The sequence below is a fragment of the Vibrio sp. JZG120 genome (assembly GCF_053890955.1).
The window spans coordinates 1002976-1016556 of record NZ_JBSRRK010000001.1 but is presented as its reverse complement, the minus strand read 5'-3'; the positions used below and the strand labels follow the sequence as shown (position 1 = coordinate 1016556).

5 protein-coding genes are annotated in these 13581 nt (G+C 46.1%); 2 read left to right on the top strand and 3 right to left on the bottom strand.

The genetic code is table 11. From position 1 onward, the window contains the following. Nucleotides 1-117: 117 nt before the first annotated feature. Together ACWPOD_RS04340 and ACWPOD_RS04335 are read right to left on the bottom strand one after the other, a co-directional pair. Entirely contained in the window at nt 118-735 is a 618-nt protein-coding gene (locus ACWPOD_RS04340; RefSeq protein ID WP_167427582.1) for an OmpA family protein, read from the bottom strand. Between the two features lie 5 nt (nt 736-740). After that, nucleotides 741-2054 carry a TolC family outer membrane protein gene (locus tag ACWPOD_RS04335; protein WP_005390923.1) on the bottom strand — a complete coding sequence of 438 codons (1314 nt, stop codon included), beginning with the start codon at nt 2052-2054 and terminating at the stop codon, nt 741-743. Between the two features lie 353 nt (nt 2055-2407). Between ACWPOD_RS04335 and ACWPOD_RS04330 the strand changes: the two genes are divergently transcribed. Further along, nucleotides 2408-10654, top strand: a complete 8247-nt coding sequence (locus ACWPOD_RS04330) for a VCBS domain-containing protein (protein WP_456231584.1) — start codon at nt 2408-2410, stop codon at nt 10652-10654. Between the two features lie 160 nt (nt 10655-10814). On the opposite strand, the gene ACWPOD_RS04325 is transcribed toward ACWPOD_RS04330, so the two are convergent. After that, nucleotides 10815-12476 carry an electron transfer flavoprotein-ubiquinone oxidoreductase gene (locus ACWPOD_RS04325; RefSeq protein WP_456231583.1) on the bottom strand — a complete coding sequence of 554 codons (1662 nt, stop codon included), beginning with the start codon at nt 12474-12476 and terminating at the stop codon, nt 10815-10817. A gap of 138 nt (nt 12477-12614) precedes the next feature. Between ACWPOD_RS04325 and ACWPOD_RS04320 the strand changes: the two genes are divergently transcribed. After that, nucleotides 12615-13580 (top strand): electron transfer flavoprotein subunit alpha/FixB family protein, encoded by a 966-nt coding sequence (locus tag ACWPOD_RS04320; RefSeq protein ID WP_167427579.1) that lies wholly within the window; start codon nt 12615-12617, stop codon nt 13578-13580. Nucleotide 13581 lies beyond the last annotated feature (1 nt).

Genomic DNA, 13581 nt, shown 5'->3' with positions numbered 1-13581 from the left:
AATATTAGTGAGTTATGATTAATGTTAGTGTTTGTTTTATTAGTTGTGTCTAATTAGTTAGGCGTAATGACATGAAAATACCCCCACTCATCTATGCAAATAAGCAGGGGTATAAGTTTATTTTACTTCTGGGAAGGTAGTGAATATCGTCCACTCATCTTTAACCATCCCTTGCTGGCCGACAACAGTGGCAGTAACGCGGCGGTTTAATGCGTGGCTGACACGATCCATACCCGGCTCTGCTAACTGTGTGTCGCCAAAAGCAATAATTGCGAGGCGGTCACCCGGGATTCCTTTTTTTATCAATAGATTGCGTACATTCTCTGCACGATGGCGAGATAGGTTTAAATTGTATTCTGCGCGTCCTACCTTACTTGCGTATCCTTGTATCTCTATAGAAGTAGTTGGATACTTTTTAAGAAATGCAGCCAACTCATCTATCTTGTTTTTAAAAATTTGGTTAATAAGAGCAGAGTCATTATCAAACAAAATCTTAAGTTGGTATTGCTCTTCTTTATGCAAATAGGTTTCACAACCATCATTGTCTACTTCTGCCCCTATTGGAGTACCTGCGCAAAGATCACGAGCGTTTATCACACCATCTTTATCCAAGTCGTTTAGGTCAGCAATCTGATTCGCCTTTGGTATAGGAATGTACGTCAGCTCATCTTTTGCGTATGCACTATGATGACTCATTATGACCAAAGCCAGAGTGATTAGAAGATTCTTTTTCATTGTATTTAGTACTCCACCGATTGAGTCCACGCTTCCGGTATGTCGACGCGCAATGCGTCTAAAAGCTGCCCGGTTGAAGTCAGGGTCCGATATTGTGCGTATTGCTGTGCAAATTGTGTTTCTAAGTAGTTTTTGCGTGATTCAAACAACTCGTTTTCAGTGTTCAGCAGATCAAGTAAGGTGCGCTTTCCAATACGATATTGTTTTTGGTATGCAATAACGGTGTTTGACATGGAATCAACGTGTTGTATTAAAAAAGACTTTTGTTGTTTAGTCAGTTCAAGAGCGCTCCACGAAAGGCGGAGCTCTTGCTCCACACTTCGGTATGCTCGCTCTCTGAGGTCTTTCGCTTTATTGAGTTGATAGGCCATACTGTCACTGTTTGCAGAGTCTCGGCCACCGTTGTAAAGGTTGTATCGGACACGAAGCATTGCTTGTGTTTCAGAGTTGAGACCATTTACTCCTCCTACATCATCGTTCCAGCTTTGTTTCGCTTCAAATGAGATGACTGGGAAATAGTTTGCATCCGCTTGTTTATATTGGAACCTGGCAGAATCGACATCTGCGAGTGCTATTTTTATGACAGGATGATTGTCAAAAGCCTGCGATTGGGCCTCGTCTAGAGAATTGGGGATAAAGTTTTGGTCTGCGTGCGGAAAAATAAGGTTAGTTGGTGCCTCACCAACTAAGCGAAAGAATGCTGTTTGAGCGTCTTTATGGTTATTTTGTGCAGCTAAAACATTACTTTGAGCTTTTGCTAAACGAGCTTTAACCTGGTTAAGGTCGGCAACTGAGCCAATTCCTGACTCTGTACGCTTTTTAATATCAGTATAAATTCGCTTATGTGTGTTTAGGTTGCTAGTGGAAAGCGCAGTCAGCTTTTGTGTTTTTACTACATCCAAATAAGCTTTGATGACTTCTAACGCAACATTTTGGGCATCTGCAAGTAACTGATAACGCACAGACTCTGCATCTGCAGAGGTACGATCAATGTCATATAGGGTTTTTGAACCATCCCAGATCAACTGGGTAAGAGTAATTGCCATATCTTTACGGGTCATCTCGGTATCACTCTTACCAGTAGAGTCGGAAGGGTGAATGCTCTCGTAACCGATACCCGCGTCAATATCGAGACTAGGTTTATATGCTCCACGTGATTTATCGATAATATAACGACTACTCATATACTCGTTAAACGCACTTTTGATATCAGGGTTCGTTGCAAATGTTGTCGCTATTGCTTGTTCTAAAGTTTGTGCGCTAGAAACCAGTGGTATTAGCAAACCAAAACACGCGATACTAATATTACTTAGCTTCACTAAAATCTCCCCAAATAATTTAACGCCAGTTATTTTTCAAAAATAAATATTAAAGATTACTAATATTACCCAAGGCAAACGTTTCCTTTTGCTTGCTTTTTTGGAATGTAAGCTGCTATTTCAATGAAAATTTAATGACAAGTTTAAAGAATATTAAAAATAGGTCGCATAACATATGTTTTTACGGTGCAAAATAAAACAAATTTAAAACATGAAAATTATTGATAGGATAATTGCGTGTTTTAGATGGGTTAATTGATGCTAGCTTACGCCCAATTGTGTATATCGCTTCTTGAAAATAAGTCTTATTACTTTCTTAGTTTTATGGACTTTGAGATTTTTGTATTTACTAAATGAGGTATAAGCTCTTGGTTGGACCATCAAAATTAACCGCACAAACCTATGTTGTAATCGGCCTAGATGGTCAAATTAAAGCTTTTGCGTCTAAAGAAAACTTGTTACCGGGAGAAGTGGTCGTTGAATTAGTAGAGGGGAAGATCCAACCTCAGCATGTATATATTGCTGACACAGAAGGTGAAGCTCAAACTGATTCTACCGACAAGCTTGCGAAAATATTAGAGGCCATCGAAAAAGGACAAGACCCGAGTGAACTAGGTGATGAATATGCTACTGAAGCTGGTGAAGTTACGGGTTCAAGTTTAACTGCCTCTGGTACTGTTGAACGAACGGGGGCAGAAGTACTAGCAAGTACTTTTTTTGAAACCGCCGGCGTGACGACAGAGCAAAGTACAACGCTATTTAATATTTCTCGATTCACAACCTCAGAGCTTGGTGAAACTGAAGCGTTGATTGATGGTGAAGATAGAGGTGCCGTTCAAGAAGACGTGACGCTTGGAACTTCTGGCAACCTCAGTGTTACTGATCCAAATACAGGTGAAGCGTTATTCCAATCACAGAGTGAGGTTCAAGATAGTTATTGGGGAGTCTTCTCAATTGATGCTTTCGGTAACTGGAATTATCAGCTGAATAATGAGCACGAAGAAGTGCAGGCTTTGGATCATGACAGTGACCCAGTCATCAGAAGTATTACCGTTTTATCTGTAGATGGCACTGAGCATGAAGTTGTGATCTCTATTACGGGCACCGAAGACGCGCCAGTCGTGACGGGCACGTTCACGGGCAAGGTGACCGAAGGCAATCTCGGTGATGTCGTGACCGCAACAGGCACCATCACCATCTCTGATGTTGATAACGGCGACGATCCGATTGTTACAAACACCACCGTTACGGGCACCTATGGTGAGTTGGTATTGGTGGATGGGAAGTGGACGTATACGCTGGACCAAAGCCAGGTTCAACAGCTGGACGAGGGTGACCAGGTGCAAGACACCGTCACCCTGACGGCAACCGATGGCACCCAACGAAACATCGTGATTGATATTACGGGCACCGAAGACGCGCCAGTCGTGACGGGCACGTTCACCGGCAAGGTGACCGAAGGTAATCTCGGTGATGTCGCGACCGCAACAGGCTCCATTGTTATTACTGATGTTGATAATGGCGACGATCCGATTTTCGCAAACACTACCGTTACGGGCACCTACGGTGAGCTAGCATTGGTGGATGGGAAGTGGACGTATACGTTGAACCAAAGTCTGGTTCAAGAGTTAGATGAGGGTGAGCAGGTGCAAGACACCATCACTCTCACTGCAACCGATGGTACCCAACAAAACATCGTGATTGATATTACGGGCACCGAAGACGCGCCTATTGTTGACGGTGCGTTCACCGGCAAGGTGACTGAAGGTAATCTCGGTGATGTTGCGACCGCAACCGGCACCATTACTATCTCTGATGTTGATAATGGCGACGATCCGATTTTTGCAAACACCACCGTTACGGGCACCTATGGTGAGCTGGTATTGGTGGATGGGCAGTGGACGTATACGCTGGACCAAAGCCAGGTTCAACAGCTGGACGAGGGTGATCAGGTAAAAGACACCATCACCCTGACGGCAACCGATGGCACCCAACAAAACATCGTGATTGATATTACGGGCACCGAAGACGCACCAGTCGTGACGGGCACGTTCACCGGCAAGGTGACCGAAGGTAATCTCGGTGATGTCGCGACCGCAACAGGCTCCATTGTTATTACTGATGTTGATAATGGCGACGATCCGATTTTCGCAAACACTACCGTTACGGGCACCTACGGTGAGCTAGCATTGGTGGATGGGAAGTGGACGTATACGTTGAACCAAAGTCTGGTTCAAGAGTTAGATGAGGGTGAGCAGGTGCAAGACACCATCACTCTCACTGCAACCGATGGTACCCAACAAAACATCGTGATTGATATTACGGGCACCGAAGACGCGCCTATTGTTGACGGTGCGTTCACCGGCAAGGTGACTGAAGGTAATCTCGGTGATGTTGCGACCGCAACCGGCACCATTACTATCTCTGATGTTGATAATGGCGACGATCCGATTTTTGCAAACACCACCGTTACGGGCACCTATGGTGAGCTGGTATTGGTGGATGGGCAATGGACGTATACGCTGGACCAAAGCCTGGTTCAGCAGTTGGACGAGGGTGAAAAAGTACAAGACACCATCACTCTCACGGCGACCGATGGGACCCAACAAAACATCGTGATTGATATTACGGGCACCGAAGACGCGCCAGCCGTGACGGGCACGTTCACCGGCAAGGTGACCGAAGGCAATCTCGGGGATGTCGCGACCGCAACAGGCACCATCACTATCTCTGATGTTGATAATGGTGACGCTCCGATTTTTGCAAACACCACCGTTACGGGCACCTACGGTGAGCTAGCATTGGTGGACGGGAAGTGGACGTATACGCTGGACCAAAGCCAGGTTCAACAGCTGGACGAGGGTGACCAGGTGCAAGACACCATCACCCTGACGGCAACCGATGGCACCCAACAAAACATCGTGATTGATATTACGGGCACCGAAGACAAGCCTATTGTTGACGGTACGTTTACTGGCAAGGTGACCGAAGGCAACCTCGGTGATGTTGTGACCGCAGCAGGTACCATTACTATCTATGATGTTGATAATGGCGACGATCCGATTTTTGCAAACACCACCGTTACGGGTACTTACGGCGAGCTAGTATTGGTGGACGGGCAGTGGACGTATACGCTGGACCAAAGCCAGGTTCAACAGCTGGACGAGGGTGACCAGGTACAAGACACCATCACCCTGACGGCAACCGATGGCACCCAACAAAACATCGTGATTGATATTACGGGCACCGAAGACAAGCCAGTCGTGACGGGTACGTTCACCAGCAAGGTGATCGAAGGCAATCTCGGTGATGTCGCGACCGCAACCGGCACCCTTGCTATCTCTGATGTTGATAATGGTGATGAGCCAGTGTTCAGCAACACTACCGTTACGGGCACCTATGGTGAGCTAGCATTGGTGGATGGGAAGTGGACGTATACGCTGGACCAAAGCCAGGTTCAACAGCTGGACGAGGGTGAGCAGGTGCAAGACACCATCACCCTGACGGCAACCGATGGCACCCAACAAAAGATCGTGATTGATATTACGGGCACCGAAGACACGCCTATTGTTGACGGTACGTTTACTGGCAAGGTGAGCGAAGGCAACCTCGGTGATGTCGCGACCGCAACAGGCACCATCACTATCTCTGATGTTGATAATGGCGATGAGCCAGTGTTCAGCAACACTACCGTTACGGGCACCTACGGTGAGCTAGTATTGGCGGATGGAAAGTGGACGTATACGCTGGATCAAAGCCAGGTTCAACAGTTGGACGAGGGTGACCAGGTGCAAGACATCATCACTCTCACGGCGACCGATGGCACCCAACAAAAGATCGTGATTGATATTACGGGCACTAATGATGCTCCTGAATTTGTTAGTGGGAGTAATGACAACTTTGGTCTGGATGCTCAAGGTAAAACCGACATCGATAGTTACCAGTTTAGCGTTGATGAAAACAGTCAATCGGGTGTAATTGGAAAAGTAAATGCATTCGATGTCGATCAGGACAGTCAGATAACCTATCACTTAAACGGTCATAGCGAACTGTTTGAAATCAACAGTCTTACCGGTGAGATCAGTGTCAAAAATGGTGCAAATCTGGACCATGAATCTATCGATAACTACCAGCTAGAAGTGGAAGCTCGTGACCAGTTTGGCGGTAAAGACACCGCTCAGGTCGAAGTGTTGGTTCGCGATATTAATGAAGCCCCTATTGCTGAAGATGATAAGGGCATTGAAAAAATAACCAAGACAATTGACCAGAGCAACTGGGATGACAGTGCTGATATCACAGTTGATTATTATGTGATTGATACTCGATCTGGAAACAAGGTTTCTGATGCATCGAAAGCTGATTATGTTGGTGACGGCGACCACAAATATGGCGTTAGTTCTGCGCTAGACAGCGGCTCAGACCGGGTTCAAGATGGTCAGATTCGATATGATGATGCAACTGGACAAAGTGAAGCAATGCGCTTCTCCTTCGCTAATGGTCAGGTTGCCGATCATGCTGAAGTTGAAGTGAAAAACCTATGGACAGACACTTCGAACGGTAGCTGGGAGCCTGGTATTGAGCGCGGTGTTTGGAAGGCTTACTACAAAGGTGACTTGGTTGCGACAGGTGTGTTTGAAGGTACCCGTGGTGGTAATCAAGTAGTCAACATCAATGCAGATGGGCGTTTCTTCGATAGTATTGAAATGTCTACTACCAGCTATAAAGATGGTGTCATTGATCCTAAAGGCTCAGAGTACTTTATTACTCAGGTATCAGCGGACCTGACGACCTTTGATGACGCTTACCAGACCAACGGCTCAGGCACTTTAGAGCTGGATGTTCTAGCGAATGACAGCGACCCAGATGGTGACGCTCTGACTATTATCGACTATCCATCAGAAAGTTTCCTTAGTCTGCAAGATGGTAAGTTGGTCTTTGATGCGGCCAAGTACCTAGAGTCACTGCCAGCTGATCAACAAACCCTGAAAACGGGTGAAGTGAAAGATTATACCTTCGAATACATCATCCGTGATGACGACGGTCTGACTGATAAAGCAGAAGTTACCGTTAGTGTGATGGGTGAGCCTATGTCGCTCAGTGATGCGCACGCAGCATTGGATGAATCTCAAGTTGGTACGGATACTGGCGTACATGCTGAAGGCAACTTTATCGTAAACCTCGGGTCTGCAACGGAGGCTGAATATCACTTCAACGCCGATCAAAACCTAGGTGGTTTCACCAGCGATGGTAAAGAGGTCGTGTTTGAAGTGAGTGCAGATCAGAGCACTCTAACTGGTTATACTGGAACAGGTGCCGACCGCATCAAAGTGGTTCAAGCCAACATAGATAGCAAAACGGGTCATTTCACAGTTGATCAACATATGCCTCTTGATCATGCGGAGCAGGGGGCGGACATGCTGGATATCCGCGCTAGCGTAGAGGTGGATGCCGGAGGTCAGTCTGAGAGTGCCACCTTGCATCTGAATGTAACGGATTCATTACCGTCATCGTCTTCAGCTCACTACGAAATAAATGATGTTGATTCACAAAGTAATAGTGTTGTGATTGCACTTGATGCGTCAGAATCAATGCTCGACTGGGTAACAGATGCAGACGGACAATATGTTACTCGCTGGCAACTTGCTCAAGACTCTATTAAGTCAATGTTTGAGCAATACCAAGATTTGGGTCCAGTAAGTTTTAGAATTGCAACTTACAGCGGACAACCATCTGGCCAGATTTCTGAGTGGCTAGATTCTGCCGAGGCCATTGATGCCTTTATCTCTGGTATACATCCATATGCATCGACGCCATATAACCAGGCCGTTGACCAAATAAATGAAATGCTTAGTGATCCAGAAGATGACGCATTGCTTAGTAATACCGATACCCAGCTTTACTTTATCTCAGATGGTCGACCTTCCGATTTTACCTATTGGACAAATCAAACGAACGTGGGAGAAATTCAAACCCGTGAAAACTTGATTAAGTGGTCAACATCAGATGATTTTGAAAGTGAACAGCGTTATCAGGACATAGTGAATGGTCGGGTTCAGCCTACTTCTGAAGAAGAGGGCATCATTCTGCAAAATGCGATGGAAAATAGCATCAGCAGTAGCGGTCAGGATGTTGAAAATATCTGGTCTGTTGGTATTGGTAATGGAGCGTCTCTGGAACATCTGGAGTCGATCGCTACAGATAAAGGCAGTGCTATTGTCGTTGTAGATGATTCTCAAATTGTGGATTTGCTTAGCAAAACGGTCTCAGGCCAGTTGCAAGGTAACCTTCTGGATGACAATGGCGGTGATTCTCAGTGGGTAGATCACATCACTATCGATGGCGAGATATATTACTACAACAAAATAAACGGTGATGTCACTACCAGCGATGGCACGAAAATATCGGATCATTCTCTGGCGCAAATTGATACCAACCACGGCAAGCTGACCATTAACTTTGAAAATGGCCACTACGACTATCAAGCGAGCAATGTTGTAGGTCATCAACAAGAGAAGCTTGACGTTACGGTTATCGATGCTGACGGTGATACTACAAATAGTGAAGTTACCATTGATATCCGAGATCGCGCACCAGAATTCATCAGTGTCGGTGATGCAGATCAAACCCACGGCACCGATGCCAACGGTATGCCAACAGAAGATACAGCAAGCTTTGACGTCGCTGAGCAAGAAGTTGGGGTATTAGTCGGCCAGGTGGAAGCGTTTGATCCGGATGGCAGTGACACCATAAAGTATGAATTGAGTGGTGGTGATGCTGATCTATTCCGTGTTGACTCTAATAGTGGTGAGATTTGGCTGAAAGATGGTGTAAAACTGGATCACTCGACTCAGCAAACGTATCAGTTGGAAGTGTCTGCAAGCGATGGTGTGGATACCGATACAACTCAGGTTATCCTGAATGTCACTGAGAACCATGCCCCAACCTCATCTCCAGTTCAGGGCTATGCTCAGATGGAAGACCTACCGATCAATAAAGTGACGGTAGTGTTCGATCATTCGAACAGCATGACCCGTACCTTTGACGGTGAAAATACCGTGGGTCGTGATGCAACAGCACCGAAAACTGAATCGAGAGCTTACAAAGCAGCTGCTGCGTTACATTCCATGGTTGAAAACATGATTGCCGATGGAGGAGAATCAAACACCTATATCCGCCTGGTACGTTTCGACGGTGATACATCCACACATAGCTGGCTGACTTTGAGTGAAGTTGAGTTGATGACACGCCCACCAGAGATGAATGGCCGTGATCCAAACGATTTAAGTTTCCAAAATGAAGTTTCAGAATATGTGCGCAACTGGTGTGACGTAGAATACGGTACCAATACGGATTACGATAAAGCTTTAGAGGCTGTAATGGAGCCTGGTGAGGCAAGTAATGCCGTTTACCCTTGGCAGGATGGTTGGGACTATTTCGGTCCAGAAAAACCGTCTGAGAGTAAGGACACCATATTCTTTATCTCAGATGGCGAACCCAACCCTAGCGAGGGCGCTGTTACTTCTCCTGATCTAGCCGAGCGCTGGGAAGATTACAAACAGACTCATGACGCCAAGGTATATGGGATTGGTATTGCTCTCTCTGATAATGTCAAAGCAGCAGAGGCTCTAGATGAGCTTAGCGACAAAGTGGTGTTTATCGACTCAGGTGAAGACTTGGGGCAGTACCTAAACCAGTTCTCTCCCGATCCAATTGCCGGTGAGTTACTGGCGGGAAGCCAGGACGCTGATGGTGATAGCATGACCGTTTCTTTGGCAGAAGGCGATTTCACTCTGCTGGGCGCAGATCTGCACGGTGTAACTGTAAATCAGCCGTTAGTTTCTTCATCCAGTGACGTAGATGGTCAGCTTCATATCCAGACAGCGTTCGGCACTTTGGAAGTGTCATCCAATGGCAGTTATAGCTTTACTCAAAGCGATGAGCTTACTCTACAGGGAGACCAGCAGGCGGATTTGCATTTCTTGTTTAAAGTGTCTGATGGTAAAGGTGGCATAAGTGAAAACGTCTTTACACTTACATTGAACGATTCTGGCACCGATATTGTGCAAACTGAGCGCCATGCGTCGGTGGGAGATGAGTTTGCGAATAGCATCACTGGTGGCGAAAGCATTGATATTTTGCTAGGTCAAGCAGGTGAAGATACGTTGAATGGTGGCGCAGGCGATGACATTCTGGTTGGTGGGCTTGGAAACGATATCCTGATGGGAGGCCTAGGCAGTGACATCTTGACAGGTGGAGAGGGTATTGACACCTTCACCTTTACTCAAGAATCACTGGACATGACGTCATCAAGAGATGTGATTAAAGACTTTAGGCTGGATGAAGACAAGCTGGATTTGAGTGACATTCTTGAGTTTGTCGGTGACGACACAACGGATATGGATAACTTGTTGGAACACGTAAGCGCAGACTACGATAGTGCCCAAGATACTCTGAATTTGACGATTACTGGAGAAGGCAGCAACACAATGTCCGTGGCATTAGAGAACTTTGATTTATCAGGGTTGGAGTTAGGGTCGTCAGCGACATCTCATGAAATCGTTGATCAGCTGTTCCATCACCAAGTTTTTAGCGTGGATTAATATTACCTGAAGATTAAGTTATTTTAGTAAACAGCACCTGATTGAATCATCAGGTGCTGTTTTTCTTTTCTGCCGCTGTTAGCTACCGACTTTTTGCTTAATCATTTTAAAAATTAGCAGTAGTAAATGCACTGCTTCTGCACTTTAAGTGGTTCTTTGATTACATGTTTTGATAGCTTGGTCCGCCACCACCTTCTGGCGCTTTCCATGTGATGTTCTGTGAAGGATCTTTGATGTCACAGGTTTTGCAATGCACGCAGTTGGCGGCATTTATCTGAAACTTCAACTTACTCTCAACTTCCACCACTTCGTAAACCCCTGCAGGGCAATAGCGCTGGCTCGGCTCGTCATACATACCCAAATTCACATCAATTGGAATGTGAGGATAAGTCAGAACAAGGTGGCAAGGTTGGTTCTCTTCGTGCTGTGTTCCTGATAAAAATACCGACGAAGGCTTATCAAAACTGATTTCACCATCTGGTTTTGGGTATGCAATTGGTTGGCACTCTTGTTTAGGTTTTAACTGTTCGTGATCGTACGAATAGTCCTTGATAGTCCAAGGTAACGGCTTCTTAACCAGTGGTTGCCATAGGTTATGCTCAAAGGTCGAAAGTGCACCGCCCAGTATGCTGCCAAACTTGTGGATGTTCGCACCAAAGTTACGTGTTTCGGCGAGCTCGTCATACAACCATGATGATTCAAACAACGACTGGTAGTCTGGCTCAGAAGCTCTAGTTTGTCGGGCCGTATGTACCGCTTCTGCTGCAATGATTCCGGATTTCATCGCAGTATGGCTGCCTTTGATCTTAGCGACGTTCAAAGTCCCCGCATCACAACCAATCAATAAACCGCCGGGGAATTGCTGTTTCGGCAGAGAAGAAAGTCCACCTTTTGCAATGGCTCTTGCACCATATGCGATACGTTGGGCACCTTTTAGGTGTTGCTTGATAGCTGGATGATGCTTAAAGCGTTGAAACTCGTCAAACGGGCTTAAGTAAGGGTTGCTGTAGTTTAAATCTACGATCAAACCGACCGCGATTTGGTTGTTCTCCATGTGATAGAGAAAACCGCCGCCAGTGGTATTTGTTTCGCTCAAGGGCCAACCAGCGGAGTGGATAACACTTCCAGATACATCCTTACTGTCAGTGGGTAATTCCCATATCTCTTTTAGGCCAAGCGCGTAGTGCTGAGGTTGCTTGCCTGCGTCTAGGTCGAACCTTTGAATAAGTTCTTTACCCAGATGTCCGCGACAACCTTCAGCAAAAAGGGTGTATTTTGCCTTTAGCTCGATACCTGGCTCAAAGTTAGGTTTGGCTTGGCCGTTCTTATCTAGTCCCATGTCGCTCGTATTAATGCCTGTCACGGCGCCAGTCTGATCATAATTGATGTTTGCAGCGGCAAAGCCAGGAAAAACTTCCACCCCAAGGCTTTCTGCTTGGTTAGCGAGCCAACGGCAAAGGTTGGCAAGGCTAATTACATAATTATTTTCGCCATTTATCATTGGACGTGGCGTAAGGAAATGAGGGACGCGAATATGGTTTTGCTCAGTAGTAAGATAAAGGAAATGGTCTTGCTGAACTGAGGCTGATAGCGGGGCATCCATTTCTTTCCAATCGGGGAAAAGTTCATCCAAGGCATTGGTTTCAAAAACAGCGCCAGATAAAATATGTGCGCCCACTTCTGAGCCTTTTTCTACAACGCAAATTGAAAGTGCGTCACCTTCACTATCTTGGTTGAGTTGAGCTAGGCGACAAGCGGCACTTAAGCCCGCAGGTCCGGCTCCCACGATCACGACATCAAACTCCATGTATTCTCGTTCCATCTATCTGCTTCCTTTCTATTATCGTCATCTGCGTGACAGGTTTTTGGTTTCTATACAGAAAACTATAGCTCAGTTGACGTTAACGTGAAGTGAACTAAGCTCAAGTAATGGATCTGACGTGTTATACGAGGCATGACCATGGACGACCGACCATTTGCAACACTTGTCATTGCGGAACATGACAACCAGTCGTTGGCTGTAGGGACGCTGTGTGCAATTAAAGCGGCATTTGATATCAAGGATGATGCTAAATCGCTTCCTATTTCTGTATTGCTTATTGGTTATCAGTGCCAATCGGTTTTGGATGAGTTGAAGTGCGTTAAGGGCGTTGCAGAAATTATCTGGGTTGACGCGAAGGAATACGAGCATGGGTTAGCGGAAAATATCGCGTCTTTGATCTCACAAGTAGCCAAAAATTACTCACACATTCTTTCTCCTGCTAGTACATTTGGTAAGAATGTGATGCCTCGCGTGGCGGCGTTACTCGATGTAGGGCAACTTTCGGACGTGATGACAATCGAGTCTATCGATACGGTGATTCGTCCCATTTATGCCGGGAATGCATTGGCGAGAGTCACGTCGAACGACCCCTTTAAAGTGATGACCATACGAAGTACGGCTTTTGATGCCGTAGAGCTGTCAGACACGCCAGTTGTCCCTAAGGTTACTCAAGTCGATACGGTGATTATCAACAAACTTAGTGAGTTTATTTCGCAGCAAACGCCAGAAAGTGAGCGACCAGAATTGCCAGCGGCTAGAGTGGTGGTATCGGGTGGTCGTGCATTCGGGAGTAAAGAGAAGTTTGCTTTAGTCGAACAATTGGCTGACAAGCTAGGTGGAGCGGTAGGAGCGTCCCGAGCTGCGGTTGATGCGGGGTATGTGTCTAATGACCATCAAGTCGGGCAAACTGGTAAAATTGTTGCACCTGAATTATACATTGCCGTCGGAATTTCTGGTGCTATTCAACATTTAGCGGGAATGAAAGACTCAAAGGTGATTGTCGCAATTAACAGCGATCCCGATGCGCCTATTTTTGACATCGCTGACTATGGGTTGGTCGGCGATTTATTTGAGGTGATGCCGGAGTTGCTAGAGAAGCTGTAGA

What these genes read in the sequence shown, in the direction of transcription:
- ACWPOD_RS04340 (WP_167427582.1), bottom strand. Translation starts at nt 735, where the DNA reads ATGAAAAAGAATCTTCTAATCACTCTGGCTTTGGTCATAATGAGTCAT.
- ACWPOD_RS04330 (WP_456231584.1), top strand. Translation starts at nt 2,408, where the DNA reads ATGAGGTATAAGCTCTTGGTTGGACCATCAAAATTAACCGCACAAACC.
- ACWPOD_RS04325 (WP_456231583.1), bottom strand. Translation starts at nt 12,476, where the DNA reads ATGGAACGAGAATACATGGAGTTTGATGTCGTGATCGTGGGAGCCGGA.
- ACWPOD_RS04320 (WP_167427579.1), top strand. Translation starts at nt 12,615, where the DNA reads ATGGACGACCGACCATTTGCAACACTTGTCATTGCGGAACATGACAAC.